The sequence below is a fragment of the Psychrobacter fjordensis genome (genome assembly GCF_904845995.1).
Lineage (GTDB): Bacteria > Pseudomonadota > Gammaproteobacteria > Pseudomonadales > Moraxellaceae > Psychrobacter > Psychrobacter fjordensis.
In genome coordinates, this window is record NZ_CAJGYP010000001.1 from 1,561,400 (window position 1) to 1,579,471 (window position 18,072).

Consider the following 18,072-nt stretch of genomic DNA (forward strand, 5'->3'; position numbering starts at 1 on the left):
TAAAATTTATTAGCCAATACTGCCTATGATGAATAATAAAATAAACACTCATGAAAGGTACAAATAGTGGCATAGTCAGTGATTCATCATAGAACAGTTTTGTTAAATAAACTTACTATAGTATTTGAGAGTTTATTTAAAAGCTATTCAAATTAGGTATCACTTATCACCGTAAACACCAAGCCTTTACCTTCTACAAATCTTACTTGTACGGCTTTATCAACGACATGGGGCGGTAAGTTATCTCGTAAGCAATAAGTACCTGCAACTGATACCAGTGAAGGATTGAAAACCTGACAAAAAATGCGAGCATCTTTGTCACCCGTAGCACCTGCAACCAAACGCCCTTGAGCACGGCCATAGACATGTAGGCTATTGTCCGTAATCGCTTCAGCACCGCTATTGACACTGTTGGTCAAAATCAAGTCGCCACCGACGTGATTGAGACTTTGTCCTGAGCGTAGCATTTGGTCATAGATTAGGCTAGTGATATGATCATCACTTGCTAGTGACTCTGTTGATGTATCAGATATGGTTGTCTCAGTAATGGGTTCGTTGACAGCAGTCGCAGGGTCATTATTGACTGAGTCTGTTTTACTGTCTTCTGGGGCTTTACTCACTGGAATAGCGGGCTTTTTAGTGGGTACGATACGCTCGATACGTTTGCCGTCGGCTGGGAAAATCGCCAACCGTTGCGCACGCGCTTGAGAATCCATCATACCCGTGACTACGCCGATGGGCTGTAGACCACATGACCACAACAGTTCCACTAATACTGACAAATCTTGTTCGACTTCACTATCAATAAGAATGGGAATGTTGCTAGATTTGTTGCTAAAAGTCTCATTAAGCTGTGATTCAATAGCGCTCAAATCATTTGTATTGAACTGCAAACGTGAAAAGGTCAGCATCTTGCCATAAAATGCCAGTGCTGGCGTTGGTGCGGCGTTCGAGGTCTGGTTGTCACTATCTAAAACTGTCATATATAAATCCTCAAAAATTCATTCTATCGCTGTGTTCACGGTGCTGTTTTTATTATGGAGCCATACTGTTTTGTGCTATGACTTTAATCTATGTTATGACTCTGCCAAACTATTTTATCATCGAAGCATATTATTAGCAGTAGGGCTTATAGGTTAAGCATGTCTTGGTGTTTCCACTGTTGCACTTTCACCTGCGCTTCAAACTCAGTCAAACTGTCTTCAATGATACTCGAAATCAAAGTATCTAGCGCTGTATTATCCGTATTTATTTGTGCAACACCACGGGCAATCGCGACCATTAATGAGTCGAGAAGCTTAGGGTCAAGAAGACGTTGATTCAGTGCGTAAACGACGTTTTCACCTATATTATGCCCAACATGTTGCAACTGCGATTCAATCAAACTGCCAGCGATAGGAATCATGCGTAGATAACGACGTAGTTCAGGCGTATTGGCCAAGCCTTCTTCAATGGCATTTCCTACCTCAGCGGCTAAGATACTGCCACCACCTGATGCTGCCGTCAATTCCTGCAATTTTGGTGTCAGCTCGGTACGTAGTAAAGACAACAACACCGCTTCGATTTCATCACGATTTCGTGAAATCGTCGATTCAATAAATGATTTGTGCGCTTCAGGGTCGGTCAGCTCTTGCCGAAAGTTTTGGATGGTTGTCAAGATGACACGGTCCGATAACTCTTCTAACAGTAAGTCGATATAGAACTTGATGCGATTAATCCACGGCTGCGGCAGCACTTGGTAGCCAAGCTGGTATAAGCGTCGTCCGATGACCACTGCTCGAAACAAACGTAAAGCGCGTAGTTGCGGAAAGCAACCTAATACTTCATACCAGTGTACAAAGGGAAAAAAGAACCAGCGGTAGTAGGCTTTTTCTTTAATAGCAATCATCCAACGCAGGAATAGCTCAACGATTAAGAATATCGTAAAGAACCCACCAGCAGTACGCAAAGGATCATGCAAGGTGGTTTGATACCAACTGAGAGCCTCACCAATGGTCAGCCATCCTGCGATATGAGCACTAAAATTACTCATTAAAATAGCATCAATACTAATCAATAAGAGATCAATGCTGATGATGATCATCATTACGATGTCGTAAGTCAGCTTTAGGCGATTTGGCTTGGGGCGATTTGGTCGTGACGGCTTATTATCCGACTGATTAGGGGATTGGTCCGGTAATGACGCTGAGTCTAGCGGCGGGCTAGTAGTAGGAGAGGCGGGCACAGTCAAACCTTATAAATAATAAATGGCATAAGAAGTAAGCGGCTTAGCGAGGGCGTGTCATCAACTAGATTGTGAAGCTTAAAATGAGAAAAATTGTAGATAAACAAGGAAGAAATTGCCATTAATATGAACATATTGGCAAAATTACTAACGATGTTTATCAAAATTTAGCCATTTTAAGACCACTAAGTGAATTAATGTGCTAATTGATGATACGCCCTAATATAGCGTTATAAAAGTCGCTATTATTTAGAAAGTCATACGCTCATGACTGTTCACATTATCAATGAATAGGGCTAAAAAACAACCCATCTTTGATTATAATTAAGCATTACTATTTAAGAGTTATCATTTAAGGTCAGTGTTTAAAAAAATAGTGATTAATCTTGATACTGATATGCGCTAAATAAGGTTACCGTTTGGTTTTTATTTTCCTAATGGTTTTAAGTATCTTTGATTTTGGGATTGGTGTCGAAATCAGCCAGCATATTGGTAATGAGTTGGTCTTTTTCGTGCCATATCTGCTCAACCCAATCGAACATTTGCGCCTTTACAGCATCATCATTTTCGTAGCCACCGTTTTTGATACCAGCAAATAATGAATCAGGTATCTCGATGTATCTGACATCGACTCCCAAGCGTTTGATATTGCCTTTCCACAGATCACTATAGGTCGGTACACCATCGGGATAAACAATCGTCATATCGAGCATGCCATCGATATCTTCACCCAGTGCGTTAATTGCTAATGATAGGCCACCCGCTCTTGGTTTTAACAGGTGAGTATAGGGTGACTGCTGCTTAGCGTGTTTGGCTTTGGCGAAGCGCGTGCCTTCTAGGTAATTTAATAAGGTAAACGGCTTGTCTTTTAATAGTGCACAGGCGCGTTTGGCCTCTTCGATGTCTTTGCCTTTTAGTGCAGGATTTTTCGCAACAGCCTCTTTGGAATGTCGGCGCATCATTGGAAAATCTAAAAAGTAAAAAGCTTGACCAACAATGGGGATATAGATTAATTCAAACTTGGTAAAGAACCGTGTCAGCGGCAGGCGTTTTTCGCTAATGTACTGCACGATACTGGTATCGACCCAAGACTGATGATTGCTGACCAGTAAATATTTGCCATTGATATGAACATCATCGGGTAAGTTAATACGCCAATCTTTACGCGGCAACATGTTATCGATTAAAGCATTGTTACTACTGATCCAATGAGTGGCAATTTTTATCACGGCTTTATCTGCAATAGAAGCACCAGTAATAATTTTCCCAACGCCCATCAACCATAGAGGAATACTACCACCGAAACTATTGGCTGCGATAACACCAGTTGCCGTCGCAAGTGAGATTGCTTTTGCTAATTTAGGCGTGCGTTTGTGTATTTTTTTAATAGTGGAGGTCAGTCGCATGCTAATCCTTTTAGGTCAGTCTCATTGGTCTATAAGTTGTTCATAGTTTTATTGGTAATACTTTCGTCAGATACGCTTAAAAAGGTAAATAAAGTTAAAAATTTCGACGAATATGGGTGTTTATTTAGCAAGGTTGTTTATATTTTTGGCTCTGAGTATTGCTGCAGCGTAATTCTAGCAGAAACAAATCATAGTGTACGAATACAAACGTGACTTGTGATAACACCTTATAGTCAGTAGCAAAAGGTCTCATGTTGATGGCTAGAATCATGAAAAGTTAGTCTTCACTTCTCGTACATAGTTGTGACAAAATATTACACATAGTTAGACTGCAATTGCCATAATGATGAAGAGTGCATGTAAGTACATAGCGTCAACTAATAAACAATATTTATAAAAAGCACAATTTTTTAAACTTAAGAGGGAATATTATGCGTAATACATTAATGATTGCAGCAGTAGCATCAGGTTTAGTTCTTAGCGGTTGTGTTACTGATCCAACTACTGGGCAACAAAGTTTGAATAAAACAACGCTTGGAGGTTTAGCTGGTGCACTTGGTGGTGCCGCTATCTCTAAAGCGACTGGTGGCGATGAGACTGGTCGTGATGCTGCTATTGGCGCAGCTTTAGGTGCTGGTGTTGGTTACTATATGGATCGTCAAGCCAAGCAGCTTGAGCAGCAAATGGCTGGTACTGGTGTAACTGTTGAACAAAACCCAACAACTGGTAACATCGATCTAGTAATGCCAGGTAGCATCACATTCTCTTTTGACAATTCAACACTAAGCTCATCTTTCAAGCCAACGCTTGATAAGCTTGCTACTACCATGAACCAGTATAATCAAAACACGATTACTATCGCAGGTCACACTGATAGCCAAGGTTCAGATTCTTACAACATGGGTCTATCACGTGATCGTGCTTACTCAGTTGCTAACTATCTAACGGCTCGCGGTGTTGCTTCTAACCGTGTTAATGTTGTTGCTTATGGTGAATCACGTCCAGTAGCTGATAACAGCACTGACTATGGTCGTCAGCAAAACCGCCGTGTTGAGCTAACTGTTAATGCGCCACAGAGCGTAAACTAATTAATAGTTCTATATAACGATTGTTTATATAATCATTATAAGTGCTAACGTTATTCATAAAAAAGATCAGCGATAAGCTGGTCTTTTTTTGTGGATTTAATTTGATGATTTGATGTGTTTTTTAGACTATAAAGTATCGATAGCATGAAACCAGCATAGTAGGTAGGCGCTTAAATAGTGCTTTCAATATGATTACTTTTACAGCTCAAAGGCTAGTGAAAGACCAGTTCAAAATTAAATATTGATAATGATTATCAATACTACTATAATTTGTAAAGTTTTCTTAATGTTTTAATACTATATGTTTTAGTTATGCATAATAAAAAATCTATGCATGGATAAACTAGCTTGCCGTAACATGCACTAATATCATTGATGCTCTTTCATCAAAACCAATTTTTTTGCTATATTCTGAGGATATGTATGACGATTACTACCGTAATGAGCCGCAAGACTTTACCAACTACTTTAGCTGCTGCGCTTGCAGGGTTGTTATTGGTGTCAGGTTGTACCAAGCAAACCGAAGAAAATACTGATACTAGTGCGGATACTCAAACAGAAGTACAAAACGCAGAAGCTACTGACAATACGGATCTATCAGCTGCTGATAAAGCGCACAATGACAGACTGATCAGTAGTTATGCAAATATGGCACACGCTGCGTACAAAGACTCGCTAGATACGGCTAAATTGTTGCAAACTGCAGTAGAAACATACGTAGCAACACCAACTCAAGAAAACCTTGATGCGGCAAAAGCTGCTTATAAAGCCGCTCGCCAACCGTACTCACAAACTGAGATTTTCCGTTTTGACGAAGGTTTTGTGACTGCAAATGACAAACGTGCCATTGGTAGCATCGATGGTTGGGAAGGACAAATGAACGCTTGGCCACTTGACGAAGCATTGATTGATTATGTCAGTGACAGCTATGAAGGCGAGTACAACAGTCAAGATAATATCATCAATAGCGATACTATTACGGTTGGTAGCATCAATCAAGATACCAGCACTATTACGCCTGAGCTGTTAGCAGAGATGAATGAGATTGGTGGTAGTGAAGCCAATGTGACGACTGGCTACCATGCCATCGAATTTATGCTATGGGGTCAAGATACCAATGGCGTTAACGAAGGTGCCGGTAATCGCCCTGTGACTGACTATGCAACAGAAGCAGGTCAATGTACCAGTGGTGATACTGTCAATGATGATGCTAGTATATGTGAGCGTCGCGGCGAGTTTTTGACATCTGCTACGCAGTTGCTAGTAGACGATTTAACCGCGATGGAAGCCGAGTGGCAGCCTGAGAGCGAAAACACCTTGCGTAGCGATCTGATGGCACGTAAATATGACAATGGTCTACGCCAGATTATGTATCAAATGGGCAGCCTAGCATTGGGTGAGCTTGCCTCTGAGCGTATGCAGGTTGCTTTCGTTACTGGCTCTACCGAAGATGAGCATGAGTGCTTCAGTGACTTAACACATCTAAGCTATGCCAATAATGCTCGCGGCATTCAAAATGTCTTTAACGGTAACTACAAGACAGTCGCTGGTAAAACGGTTGGCGGTTATGGCCTAAAAGACTACCTCGTTGATACTGATAACAAAGCGGCTGCTGATCAATTGGTTACAGAATTTGCTAAAGTAGAAGCTGCCTTTAACGTGATTGTTGAAAAAGGCGAAAAAGAAGGTATCAAAATTGATCAAATGATTGCTACTGCAGGTCAAGTAAGCAAGCAAGGTATCTCTGCTGAAGAACAAAACGTTCGCCGTGGATGGGTTGAGGCTGGTATCACTAGTTTACAAGAGCTGACCGTTGGTATCGAAAATGCTGCAAAAGCAGTGGGTATCGATAATTTAGACGCTGATGCAGGTTCGCAATTTTAAGTTGAGGGCTATACATTCTCAGCATGTCAGAAGCCCAACGGTATTTGTTTATAATGCCTGATAAGTCGCTATAAGCTAGGGCATGTCCTCAATTCAATCGATAGTTATCTAAATGGGTTAAAAATGGCTAAATCTTGCCAAACAGCGTCAAATAGCTGACTAATATCTCGATATTATCTGCGCTATTTTCCTTGTTTGACTGCAATTTATCTCATTTTTATTACCATTTTTAAAATGAGGACGCGCCCTAATGAGAATTATTTTCCTAGCAAAATAATTTAGGTATAATACGCACGTTGTCGACCAAGTTGGCAACGTGTTTTTTTGCCGTATTAAAATAGCTTGAGAGGTCGGTGTCTAGCTGTGCCTTATCGACTAAAAGTGAAGAACTTTATAGCCCGCGATTTTAATGGTTCTATGCTAGAACTAAGGTACCTTTTCTATGAACACCGCAAATTCTATGAACACCGCAAATGTCTTAAAAATCAAAAAACCTGCCTCATTTTATTCTTCTTTTATCAATAAAAACGTACCGTCAAAACTGACAATTGGTATTTTCTGTGCGCTGTCTCTCAGTGCTTGTCAGCCGAATGACAGTACGTCTGATGGTTCTGATGAACAAGCTGCAGTAGAAAATGGTGAAAACCAGGCAGTCGCTCCTGAGCGTATTGAGACGATAGAAACGCTCGCTGGCGTGCCAATGCAGCAGTTAGCAAGTTTTGACCCACAAGAGATCAAACAGGGCGGTGATACTGGTATCAGTATTAGTAGTGCAGAGAGTTACTCGAAGCCTTCATCCAATCTGACGGCATCACGTAAAGGCTCGTTTTTTATTGGTAATGCGTTCTTTAAGCAGCCGTGGGTCATCGCACCTGCTAGTACAGACAGTCGTGATGGTCTGGGCGCATTATTTAATGTTGCTGCTTGTCAGTCCTGTCATGTAAAAGACGGGCGTGGTCATGCGCCTATGAACGCCGATGATGATGCCGATAGCTTGCTTATTCGTCTGGCTATGCCTGCGACGACTGATGAGCAGCGTCAACAGTTACGGGATTCTTTGATCGAAAAAGTAGTGCATCCCATGTATGGTGGTCAGCTTCAGGATCGTGGCATCCAAGGTGTGCCTGCTGAAGCTAGGATATCTGTACAGTGGACAGATAAGCCAGTCACTTTCGCTGATGGCTACGTCGAAACGTTACGTGCACCTACTTTTAACCTAACCCAACCTGGTTACGGTAAATTAGATGATGAATTGATGGTATCACCGCGTGTGGCTCTACCTATGATTGGGCTTGGGCTACTGGAGCAGATTCCAGATGAGGCTATCAAGAATCAAGCTATGAAGTCAAAAGGTGATATTAGCGGAAAATTCAACTGGGTTATGGATCCGCAAACGGGTAAAAATGCACTCGGACGTTTTGGTTGGAAAGCGGGACAAACCAAGCTGATTACCCAAAACCAAAGTGCCTTTAATGAAGACATGGGGCTAACGTCAAATATCCGCCCTAATGAGTCTTGTATGCCGACGCAAACCGCTTGTCTGAATGCGACGACGGGTGCTGATGAGCAAGGTAACGGTAAACCACCTGTTGAAGTTAATGATGACGTGGCAAAGTTTGTAGAGTTTTATACTCGTAACCTAGCGGTTCCAAATCGCCGTGATGCGGATATTGAATTGGTCTTGGCTGGCAAAAAACGCTTTTATGACATTGGCTGCCAGAGCTGTCATACACCAAGATATCAGTTGCCAAAAACTGACGATGATCGTCTTGAGCAGCATGGACAAGTGATTTATCCTTATACCGATCTGCTGATACATGATATGGGTGATGATCTTGCTGACCGTACGATTGCTGGCAAGCTACCACCAAAAGAGGCGCAAGTTGAATTTTTGGCCAATTCTTATGAATGGCGTACCCCTGCGTTATGGGGTGTGGGTCTTGCTCAGATTGTGGATCCACAAGCGACGTTTTTGCATGATGGTCGTGCTCGCACCTTGATGGAAGCCGTTCTATGGCATGGTGGAGAGTCTGAAAAACAACAGAAAGAAGTACTTAAACTCGATAAACAAGGGCGTGCTGAATTAAATGCGTTCTTAAAATCATTATAAAAGCGCGGTTGTTTATTTACATTTAATACCTAAATAGGGCAGATATTAATAAAATAATCTGCCCTATTACAGATACAACGATTGAAATAATTACTCATATAAATACCGAGAAACCTATGAAAATAAACCATGCTTTGGCAATGGCGTTATCTGCATTAAGCGCTGGATTGCTAATCAGCTGTGTTAAGCCTGCTGATGACAATAAAGCACCAGAGACGGACAGCCAAGAAGTTGCGCAAGACAGCGCTGCTGCTAGCAGTCCAGCAGAAGAGAATGGTGATATCACTGCTAAGATTAATGCAGTAGACATCAGCACTGATACCGAAACCGCTTATCTGACCCATGTGGTTGATGACATTGTCATTCCAGCATATGCTGATGTGGCCAAGCAAAGCGACCTACTGCATGATTTGGCACAAACGCATTGCCAGTCAGGACCAGTCAGTGGTGAGGAACTACAAGCGCTGCGCGATCAATGGCTTGTTTTAGCACAAGCATGGGCGGGCGCTGAGATGATTAACTTTGGTCCTGCGACTGCCAGCATGAGTAATCTATATATCAATTACTATCCTGACGAACGTGGCTTGGTACATAGTGGCGTTGCAGATCTCATCACTGCCAACCCGCAGCTGACCGCTGAGCAACTCGCTAACGAAAGTGCGATTGTTCAAGGTGTCCCAGGACTAGAAGAAGCACTATATGCGAATGACAGTTTAGACGCTGGTCAATGTGCTTATGTCATCAGTGCAAGCAGTGCGTTGAGCACGCGCCTAAAAGAAATTGAAAAAAACTGGCAGCAGAATTCAACGCAGTTATTGGCAATCGATAAAGTAGCTGACAGTGACCAAGGACTGAACCAATGGTTCAACTCTTTGCTATCGTTGGTCGAAACCATGAAGTCTAACGCCATCGATCAACCATTGGGTCTAACTGGTAAAGCGAAAGGTCATCTACCTGCTGCTACTGCCGCACAAAGTCGCGCGATTATCAATGCGAAGCTTGCGACATTGAATAAAGTGCTGACTGATCCAGTATTGACCGAAATACTAAACAGTAATAACGACAGCGAAGTGGGTAATAATTTATCAACCGAACTGGCTGAAACCACCACGCTACTGGCGCAAATGCCAGAGGATTTGGCGACGGCAGATAAAGACTCGCAGCAAGCGTTGTATGATCATCTAACGACGATAACTCGCCTCATTAAACGTCAATTGATTCCAACACTTGGTATTCGTGTCGGATTTAATAGCACAGATGGTGATTAAGCGATGCAGACACAGGGTGATACAGTAAAAGAAGCTACCGAAATAGACGCTACTGAAATAAACAGTATCAAGCGCTTAAGCCTATTAGATAGATGCTTTAAGCCAGAAGTGCTGAAAACGTCGGCATTGACAGCGCTTAGTACGGCAGCGTTGGTTGGAATACACCATCGCTATCGTAAGCAGCGCTATCCATCTGCGCGTTTGCAAGACTATGTGGTCGGACTAGGTACGCAGTTCCAGTCACTGTCGTTACAGGTGTCATCACAGCTATCATTACTGACGTCACCCCAGTTAGCCGCTACGCAGCACTTATCAAGGCTACAGTACGCCTATCAGCAGACTACCAATGCTTGGCATCAGGCTTATCAAAGCTACCCATCGAGCATGGATTATGATGGCGATAGTTGTGTTGATAGCCAAGTTGATAGTGCTGATGTGGTTGCAGATTTTTCTACAGTTCATACCACCACCATGCTAGCACGCCCCGTATGTTGGGTGAGTGGTGTCGCATCAATGCCACAGTCAGCCGCTTTAACGAGCGATGAGGAAAGCATCGATGGCTATGGGGTAGTCGGCATCGATACAGATCGCCAAATTGTGTGGCAAACGACCATGCCAGAGCGTGTGCACGATATTGTCGTTCAGCCAGTGTTGTCTGACTCTCATAGCCAAGCAACTCGTGATGTCGTCGTCATGGGTCGCCGTCCCAGTGAAAAGTTTTGGGTATTGAATACGGCAAATGGTCAAGTAAAGCATGCTATCGAAGCGTCTGTCGATCGTCATTTTTATGGTCATGCTTGCTACAGTTTGGACGGTACGTTGCTGTATGTCACCGAAAATAATACGGTTGATTTAGCGGGTAAAGTTGGTATTTATGATATCAATCAAGGCTATCAAAAAATTGCAGAGTTTGACTCACATGGCATCGGTCCACATGAGCTAATTATGCATCCAGATGGCGAGACGCTTGTTATCGCGAATGGTGGTATTAAGACTGAGCAAGCCTCTCGTGAAGAGCTAAATTTAGATACCATGCGACCATCGCTGGTGTATCTGAACCGTCATGACGGCACATTGCTTGAACAGGTCCTTCCTGAGCATAATCAGATGAGCGTCCGCCATTTAGCCATGCATGACGATGGTACGGTGATGATTGGTATCCAGTTCCAAGGTGAGAGGCATATTAATGTGCCATTAGTGCTCACACATAAGCGCGGTGATACTGATTTTGAGCCGCTTACGATGCCGAATAATCAATGGCAACGCTTTCATCAGTATATCGCCAGTGTGGCGGTCGATAGTGAGCGCAATCTATTATGCGTAACGACACCTATTGGTGGATGTGCGGCTATTTATGATTTAACGACTCGTGCGCTGATTGATACAGTAAGTTTGCCAGATTGCGCAGGGGCATCGGTATCATCTCGTGATAGTTATAACGAGTCTAACGGGCATAATGCGCAGTTATCAGACAATCAACTACTAGGTTTTATCGTTAGCGATGGTCAAGGGCAGCTGACAACTTTGAATGTGGCTCAAGCGGCAAACCAAGCAGATGAACAATTAGATGAGACAATGGCGTTAGCTGATCGAATTATTCAAGACAGCAAGCGACATAAGATGTCTTTTGATAATCACTTGCAGGCATTGTTGTGATAAATGAGAAAGGCAGGGGATAACGATGGCGCTACAGGATACGACATCGTCATCAATACTCGCCAAGCAACAACTGGCACAAGCAGGCATTGAGCTACAGGTTACTAAAAAACGTGTCAAAAATATTAATTTTCGTCTGAAACCTTACCTATTGATGGTCTCTGTGCCAGTATCTATGAGTGCTGCACAGATTGCACAGGCTGTTGCTCAGCGTGTATCGTGGGCAGTGGCTAACCATGCACAAGTATTGGAACAATATAAGCGTAAACAGCACACCTTAACCGAATCCTCAACTGCCAATAGCCCGCTATTATTATGGGGCATAGCACAGTCCTTTACACTCAGCCCTGATGACACAATCACCTATTATCGGAAACAACTCTCCGACGTTATCCCTTCTTTGTTTGACAAATGGCAACCCATCGTTGGTGCCCGTGCCAATGAAATACGCCTAAAAAAAATGCATACACGCTGGGGCAGCTGCAATACGCGTGTGCGTCGTGTCTGGTTATCTGTCTATCTTCCCGCTTATCCCATTGAATGCACCGAATATGTCATCGTTCACGAGCTATGTCATTTGCATCATGCCAACCATAGTTCTGCATTTTGGCAGACAGTAGCGACAGCGATGCCAGATTATCAACATTGGCATAATATGCTGGCAGGTAAAACGGGACAGCTAGATTAAAGATATACGTCAGAAAATAAATAAGGCTGATATGATAGATGCGAACGGTGCGTTTTATGCCGTTGTAATTGTTTGTGTTTCAATGATTAAACCAAATAGATAAGGATGTCATATGGAGAGTGTCAATCAGGCTGATTTTTGGCAACAGCGTTATGAGCAAGACAGTATCGGTTGGGATATGGGAGAGGTATCACCACCGCTCAAAGCTTATATTGATCAATTACCTGAATCTGCGAAAGGTCAGACGATTTTAGTACCGGGTGCGGGTAATGCATACGAGGTAGGTTATCTACATGAGCAAGGTTTTACCAATGTTACCTTGGTTGATTTTGCACCTGCCCCGATTGAAGCATTTTCTGAGCGTTATCCTGACTTTCCAACTGAGCATTTAATCTGTGCAGACTTCTTTGGTTTATCACCTGAGCAACATCAGTTTGATTGGGTGCTTGAGCAGACGTTTTTTTGTGCGATAAATCCAGCACGCCGAGATGAGTATGTCGAGCAAATGGCTGCGTTGTTAAAGCCTAAAGGTAAGCTGATCGGCTTGCTGTTTGATAGAGATTTTGGGCGACAAGAACCGCCGTTCGGTGGCACAAAAGAAGAATACCAACAGCGTTTTGAAAGTCTTTTCGATATTGAAACGATGAAGCCGAGCTATAACTCGCACCCTGCACGGCAGGGTAGTGAGCTATTCGTTAAGCTGCGAGTGAAGTAGCGAATTAATCTCGCGCTTGATATTATCCCGAGCTTGCGTTTCTGACTGCTCATAGTAATGGTCAGTCAGATAGAGTTTGGGATGCGCTAATAATCCTTTTAAGACTTCCGTTCGTCCAACGCAGTAATCTGCCATTGAAACATGCAAATATTCTTGGCGTACCGCTTTGGCATATTTCTCATATGCCGACCACGAGGCACCCAAAATACTTAAATCCATATCCAATAAATATGCTGCATCGTTATATTGATCATGGTCTACCAAAGCATCGATATTTTCAATCTTATGGCTAGCAGTCATCATAATCAGGGCATATATATGTTGGCATTGTTCAGCATTTAAATAAGGCCTTAACACCTCTACCGCAAATTCTGCACTTTTTAGCTCATTGTCTGAGTGTGTCGGCTCATATATTACATCATGATAATACATTGCCAATGCGATAATATCTGGCTCATTAAGGTGGTGCTTAATTTGTTTGAACTGTCCAAATAACTGCTGAATATGATCGAGCGTATGATAAGCACGCTGGTGTTCGCTATAACGCACAGAGATATCTTGCCAGAGTGCTTGCGCATTTTCTGGCGTGATATCACCACTGATAGCAGATAAATGAAAATAAAAACGATTGCCCAGCTCAGTGTGCATTTGCGACAACTCGTTCATATTTACCCTTCATAATCTACTATTTATGCTTTATTAGCCGCATCTTCAAAAGCTTGCTTGAATACTTTGCCAAGCAGATTGACATCATCGACACGGGCATAATTCAGACGGGTGACAAAGGCAATATGGCGATGAGGGCCTTGCTCAGCTAATGGCACCGCAACGGCATTTTGGTTTTGTAGATGAAGCTGATCTAATGCCATCTCTGGTACCAACGTTGTGCCCATATTGGCAAGTGCCATTTGAATAAGTGTGTTCAAACTGGCATCTGAAAAGCTTGATTTCATCTGTGCACGATCAAAATGACAGACAGAGAGCGTCTGGTCGGTCAAGCAATGCCCTTCGCCAAGCAGCATGAGATTGGCAGTTGCTAGCTCATCTGCATTGATGGTTTCAAGCTTGGCATGCACGTCCTCTTTTGGGAATACGGCAAAGAAATCTTCGCTCCAAAACTCAAAGCTATGTAGCCCGTCTACCGCATAAGGTAATGCAATAATAGCAGTATCGATATGACCGTAACGTACTTGCTCTAGCAAGCGCTCTGTCTGTTGCTCAACGATGGTCATGCGAAACTCTGGATGGTGAGTTCGCAGGGCAGGCAATACTTTCGGTAGCAGGTATGGCGCAATCGTTGGAATGATGCCGACGGTCATCGGATATGCAAGCGGCGATTGATGGCTGTGGGCACGTGTGGTCAAATCACTAACTTCAGAAAATACTCGCTGTGCCCGCGTTAGAATGTCCTCGCCAATAGGAGTAATCAATACTTGCTTATTGTTACGCTCAAAAATCTGTGTATCCAACTGCTTTTCTAACTCGGCAATACCCAAGCTCAGCGCAGACTGAGAGATGTTACAGTCTTCCGCTGCACGTTTAAAATGACGGTGTTTGGCCACTGCTAAGGCAAACTCAAGCTGACGTAAAGTAATCATAAAACCTCTCTATTAATGGGCTTTTAACAGGGTACACTGTGGTGACTTATTTGGTGTATCCGTTCGATATCTGACCTTGGTGTCACCTTAATGTAATCTATGTGTTATATAGTCAATGACGTATCACGCACTGATGATAAAAAATAGAGATAATAGTTTAACAAGTTTAATAAAACAAAACATCACATTAAAAACTTTTAACTGGATTAACGATAGAATTCGCGTATAGTTTGTCAGGTAGCCCAAAGTACTAAAGGCTTAACAGAAACATCCATACCAAAAAATTCCAATTAACTTAACTATAAAGGAGCCAATCATGGCGTCTATCATCAATCAAGAAATCCCAGAATTTTCAGCAGATGCGTATGTAAACGGTGAGTTCAAAACCATCACTTCAGAAGACGTAAAAGGCAGCTGGGCTATTTTCTTATTCTACCCAGCCGACTTTACTTTTGTTTGCCCAACTGAACTTGAAGACATGGCAGCTCATTATGACGAGCTAAAAGGCCTAGGCGTAGAAGTATACTCAGTATCAACTGACACTCATTTCACGCATAAAGCATGGCATGATTCTTCAGACGCGATCGGTAAAGTACAGTATCCAATGATCGGCGATCCTACTGGTAAAATCACTCGTGGCTTCAACGTTATGATCGAAGAAGCTGGTCTAGCTGAACGTGGTACGTTCTTAGTAGATCCAGATGGCTTGATTCAAGTTGCTGAAATCCATGCTGGCGGTATCGGCCGTAGTGCAAAAGACATGTTACGTAAAGTGAAAGCAGCACAGTACGTTCGTGAAAACGACGGCGAAGTTTGCCCAGCAGCTTGGGAAGCTGGTCAAGAAACGCTAAAACCAAGTCTTGATCTTGTTGGTAAAATCTAAGTAATGGCTTAATCAGTCAAATCATTTAGATATTCGTAGTGTTAGATATAGAGTTATTAGCTATATCAATGCTATAAATAAAGACCCCATCAGCATAAGTTGATGGGGTCTTTTTATGTCGTTTACTAATCAGTATTTTTAATGCTTAATCATAAATTAAGCATTAAGCATGAGATTGTAATTTGTTTTTATCGATTATTTTATAAATCTCATCTTTTAGTTGCAGCTTTCGCCGCTTCATTTGTTCTATTTCTTCATCACGGCTAGCATGCTTTACCAAATCTTTTTCCAGATGATTAATCTGTTGATCAAGCTGAGTATGCTCATCAAAAATACTGGCAAAATGGCTGTCTTTTTGCCTAAGTTCAGTAATAACATCTCGGTTGTCTTGCAAAGTATCAGTCTTTCTCATGTGTTCATCCTTGTTATGAAGCGCAAGCTAACAATAAGCATCCGCGCATTGTCGTTATGATTTTGAGACTTGATTTTTATTAAGCCAAAACGCTCACTCAATATTGATAAGGCTTAATACCAGCAGAGAGGCCTCATGGTAAACCTATGAAAAAGCCAATCTGTTACGAGACAAATAAGAATTTTTCTTATCGGCCTTACTTGATTGTAGCGAAAAAACAACCTCTATACTATGATAATTAGTCTGCACGTGAATTAATATTTAATTTTAAATAATGATTTATGATTGGTTTTATAAAACATAAAGTTTGAGTTTCTCAGCTTGCCCAAATCCTCCGAACCTATGATAATAGAGACATCAAAGGGCATAAGCTTATTGCCTATAATATTTTAGACAACATTATTAATACTAAATAATCCATATTTGAACGCGCAATACAACAGTTGCCGTTACATATCCAGTAATGAAGAGGAACAAACATGATAGATCAAGGTTTATTAGACGCGATTAAGAGCTACAGTGAAAACATGACTCGTCCTATTACTTTTGTATTGGGTAGCGGTGAGCATAGTAAGCGTGCCGAGTTGATTGATTTTTTGACTAAAATCGCTGGTACGACGGATAAAATCAATTTTGATGCGACAGCGAATGATGACAGTTTGCCAAGCCCAATCAGTTTTAAAGTAGTCGGTCATATCAATGGCGCACTAACAGATACGGGTATCGTCTTTAGCGGTATCCCAGGCGGTCATGAATTTACCTCATTGATTTTGGCAATTTTGCAAGCGGGTGGTCATACGCTAAAATTGGATGAAGGTATCCAGAAGTTAATCAAGCGTTTTAATAAGCCCTTACAGTTCCAAACCTATGTATCGCTGTCGTGCCATAGCTGCCCAGAAGTGGTCCAAGCGTTAAACCAATTTGCGCTACTGAATGACGATATCAGCAATGAGATGATCGATGGTGCATTGTTCCAAGAGCAGGTAGAAGCGAACAACATCCAAGGTGTACCAGCGGTATTCTTAAACGGTAAGCCGTTTGCTAATGGTTTGATTGACACTGCTAAATTGATCGGAAAATTGCAAGAGCAGTTTCCTGATTTATTGTCAGAAGTAGAAGACGATGCTGATCAGCTAGAGCAGCAAGACGTGACTATCATCGGTGCAGGTCCTGCAGGGGTGGCAGCCGCGATTTACACCGCTCGTAAAGGCCTCAAAGTCACCATGGTTGCTGATCGTATCGGTGGTCAGGTCAAAGACACGCAAGACATCGAAAACTTGATTTCAGTACCATTAACCAACGGTACGGACTTATCAAACAACTTTGTTAAGCATCTGCACGAATACAACATCACGCTAAAAGAACACGTGAGCGTGAAAGAAATCAGTGAAACTGAAGATGAGAACTACCGTATTCATCTGAATACTGGTGAGATGTTTGAGACTCGTAGTATTATCCTAGCGACTGGTGCTCAATGGCGTAAGCTTGGCGTACCGGGCGAAGACGAGAATATCGGTAAAGGCGTAGCGTTCTGTGCTCACTGTGATGGACCTTTCTTCAAAGGTAAAGATGTATCGGTCGTTGGTGGTGGTAACTCTGGTATTGAAGCCGCGATTGATTTATCAGGTATCGTAAAACATGTCACGGTATTTGAGTTTGCTGATGATTTAAAAGCGGATCAGGTGCTCATCAACAAGGCCAAAGAAAAAGCCAATATTGACATCATTACTAGCGCGGCGACTAAAGAGATCAAAGCCACAGACGGTAAAGTTAGCTCTATTGTGTATGAAGACCGTAATTCGGGTGACACCAAAGAATTAGATTTGGCAGCAGTGTTTGTACAAATTGGCCTAGTACCGAATACTGGATTTATCAAAGGTTTTGTTGATTTGAACCGTTTCGGTGAGGTTGAAATTGATGAGCGCTGTCGCACAGATCGCAAAGGTATCTTTGCTTGTGGTGATGTCACAACCGTTCCATTTAAGCAGATCAACATTGCGATGGGTGAGGGTAGTAAAGCAGCACTGTCAGCGTTTGAATATTTGGTCATGCAATAAGCTGTTCAGACCTAAACCGTAAAGTACTAATGTTAGTCTAAGAAGCCACCTCTTTTGAGGTGGTTTTTTGTTATGATATCCAA

At 42.4% G+C, this 18,072-nt stretch carries 15 protein-coding genes; 9 read left to right on the top strand and 6 right to left on the bottom strand.

All coding sequences use genetic code 11. The features are described from left to right. Positions 1 to 152 precede the first annotated feature (152 nt). From minC to JMW61_RS06550, 3 genes are all read right to left on the bottom strand, one after another. Positions 153 to 983, bottom strand: coding sequence for a septum site-determining protein MinC (gene minC, locus JMW61_RS06540; RefSeq protein ID WP_201550006.1), 831 nt, complete (start codon positions 981 to 983; stop codon positions 153 to 155). A gap of 146 nt (positions 984 to 1,129) precedes the next feature. Continuing rightward, positions 1,130 to 2,224 (bottom strand): hypothetical protein, encoded by a 1,095-nt coding sequence (locus tag JMW61_RS06545; protein WP_201550007.1) that lies wholly within the window; start codon positions 2,222 to 2,224, stop codon positions 1,130 to 1,132. 443 nt (positions 2,225 to 2,667) lie between these two features. Then, a complete protein-coding gene (locus JMW61_RS06550; RefSeq protein ID WP_201550008.1) occupies positions 2,668 to 3,630 on the bottom strand; it encodes an acyltransferase in 963 nt (320 codons plus the stop codon). Positions 3,631 to 4,061: 431 nt separating this feature from the next. On the opposite strand from JMW61_RS06550, the gene JMW61_RS06555 reads away from it, so the two are divergent. The 7 genes from JMW61_RS06555 to JMW61_RS06585 all read left to right on the top strand — a co-directional run bounded on the left by JMW61_RS06555 (position 4,062) and on the right by JMW61_RS06585 (position 13,039). Further along, on the top strand, positions 4,062 to 4,718 hold the full coding sequence (locus JMW61_RS06555; protein WP_110924021.1) for an OmpA family protein: 657 nt from the start codon (positions 4,062 to 4,064) through the stop codon (positions 4,716 to 4,718). A 423-nt stretch (positions 4,719 to 5,141) separates the two neighbouring features. Next, complete coding sequence (locus JMW61_RS06560; protein WP_201550009.1) at positions 5,142 to 6,602, top strand: imelysin family protein; 1,461 nt, start codon at positions 5,142 to 5,144, stop codon at positions 6,600 to 6,602. Positions 6,603 to 7,044: 442 nt separating this feature from the next. Next, positions 7,045 to 8,712 carry a di-heme oxidoreductase family protein gene (locus JMW61_RS06565; protein WP_227687374.1) on the top strand — a complete coding sequence of 556 codons (1,668 nt, stop codon included), beginning with the start codon at positions 7,045 to 7,047 and terminating at the stop codon, positions 8,710 to 8,712. Between the two features lie 116 nt (positions 8,713 to 8,828). After that, complete coding sequence (locus tag JMW61_RS06570) at positions 8,829 to 9,980, top strand: imelysin family protein (protein WP_201550010.1); 1,152 nt, start codon at positions 8,829 to 8,831, stop codon at positions 9,978 to 9,980. Between the two features lie 3 nt (positions 9,981 to 9,983). Then, positions 9,984 to 11,636 (top strand): DUF1513 domain-containing protein, encoded by a 1,653-nt coding sequence (locus tag JMW61_RS06575; protein WP_201550011.1) that lies wholly within the window; start codon positions 9,984 to 9,986, stop codon positions 11,634 to 11,636. 25 nt (positions 11,637 to 11,661) lie between these two features. Next, positions 11,662 to 12,324 (top strand): M48 family metallopeptidase, encoded by a 663-nt coding sequence (locus JMW61_RS06580; protein ID WP_201550012.1) that lies wholly within the window; start codon positions 11,662 to 11,664, stop codon positions 12,322 to 12,324. A gap of 112 nt (positions 12,325 to 12,436) precedes the next feature. Next, positions 12,437 to 13,039, top strand: coding sequence for a methyltransferase domain-containing protein (locus JMW61_RS06585; protein WP_201550013.1), 603 nt, complete (start codon positions 12,437 to 12,439; stop codon positions 13,037 to 13,039). Here JMW61_RS06585 and JMW61_RS06590 read toward each other — a convergent pair. Beyond that, positions 13,013 to 13,705 (bottom strand): HD domain-containing protein, encoded by a 693-nt coding sequence (locus tag JMW61_RS06590; protein ID WP_201550014.1) that lies wholly within the window; start codon positions 13,703 to 13,705, stop codon positions 13,013 to 13,015. The two genes, JMW61_RS06585 and JMW61_RS06590, sit on opposite strands and share 27 nt — an antisense overlap. Before the next feature lie 23 nt (positions 13,706 to 13,728). Beyond that, positions 13,729 to 14,637 (bottom strand): hydrogen peroxide-inducible genes activator, encoded by a 909-nt coding sequence (locus JMW61_RS06595; protein WP_201550015.1) that lies wholly within the window; start codon positions 14,635 to 14,637, stop codon positions 13,729 to 13,731. Positions 14,638 to 14,953: 316 nt separating this feature from the next. On the opposite strand from JMW61_RS06595, the gene ahpC reads away from it, so the two are divergent. Continuing rightward, positions 14,954 to 15,520 carry an alkyl hydroperoxide reductase subunit C gene (ahpC, locus tag JMW61_RS06600; protein WP_197102143.1) on the top strand — a complete coding sequence of 189 codons (567 nt, stop codon included), beginning with the start codon at positions 14,954 to 14,956 and terminating at the stop codon, positions 15,518 to 15,520. A 163-nt stretch (positions 15,521 to 15,683) separates the two neighbouring features. Here ahpC and JMW61_RS06605 read toward each other — a convergent pair whose 3' ends face one another. After that, entirely contained in the window at positions 15,684 to 15,932 is a 249-nt protein-coding gene (locus tag JMW61_RS06605) for a YdcH family protein (protein WP_197102141.1), read from the bottom strand. Between the two features lie 479 nt (positions 15,933 to 16,411). Here JMW61_RS06605 and ahpF point away from each other — a divergent pair, with 479 nt between their 5' ends. Then, positions 16,412 to 17,989 (top strand): alkyl hydroperoxide reductase subunit F, encoded by a 1,578-nt coding sequence (ahpF, locus tag JMW61_RS06610; protein WP_201550016.1) that lies wholly within the window; start codon positions 16,412 to 16,414, stop codon positions 17,987 to 17,989. Positions 17,990 to 18,072 lie beyond the last annotated feature (83 nt).

Bases quoted from the DNA above. Each gene is read 5' to 3' on its own strand.
- JMW61_RS06585 (WP_201550013.1), top strand. From the start codon at position 12,437: ATGGAGAGTGTCAATCAGGCTGATTTTTGGCAACAGCGTTATGAGCAA.
- JMW61_RS06560 (WP_201550009.1), top strand. From the start codon at position 5,142: ATGACGATTACTACCGTAATGAGCCGCAAGACTTTACCAACTACTTTA.
- JMW61_RS06565 (WP_227687374.1), top strand. From the start codon at position 7,045: ATGAACACCGCAAATTCTATGAACACCGCAAATGTCTTAAAAATCAAA.
- JMW61_RS06555 (WP_110924021.1), top strand. From the start codon at position 4,062: ATGCGTAATACATTAATGATTGCAGCAGTAGCATCAGGTTTAGTTCTT.
- JMW61_RS06550 (WP_201550008.1), bottom strand. From the start codon at position 3,630: ATGCGACTGACCTCCACTATTAAAAAAATACACAAACGCACGCCTAAA.
- JMW61_RS06605 (WP_197102141.1), bottom strand. From the start codon at position 15,932: ATGAGAAAGACTGATACTTTGCAAGACAACCGAGATGTTATTACTGAA.
- JMW61_RS06570 (WP_201550010.1), top strand. From the start codon at position 8,829: ATGAAAATAAACCATGCTTTGGCAATGGCGTTATCTGCATTAAGCGCT.
- JMW61_RS06575 (WP_201550011.1), top strand. From the start codon at position 9,984: ATGCAGACACAGGGTGATACAGTAAAAGAAGCTACCGAAATAGACGCT.
- ahpC (WP_197102143.1), top strand. From the start codon at position 14,954: ATGGCGTCTATCATCAATCAAGAAATCCCAGAATTTTCAGCAGATGCG.
- minC (WP_201550006.1), bottom strand. From the start codon at position 983: ATGACAGTTTTAGATAGTGACAACCAGACCTCGAACGCCGCACCAACG.
- JMW61_RS06590 (WP_201550014.1), bottom strand. From the start codon at position 13,705: ATGAACGAGTTGTCGCAAATGCACACTGAGCTGGGCAATCGTTTTTAT.
- ahpF (WP_201550016.1), top strand. From the start codon at position 16,412: ATGATAGATCAAGGTTTATTAGACGCGATTAAGAGCTACAGTGAAAAC.
- JMW61_RS06580 (WP_201550012.1), top strand. From the start codon at position 11,662: ATGGCGCTACAGGATACGACATCGTCATCAATACTCGCCAAGCAACAA.
- JMW61_RS06595 (WP_201550015.1), bottom strand. From the start codon at position 14,637: ATGATTACTTTACGTCAGCTTGAGTTTGCCTTAGCAGTGGCCAAACAC.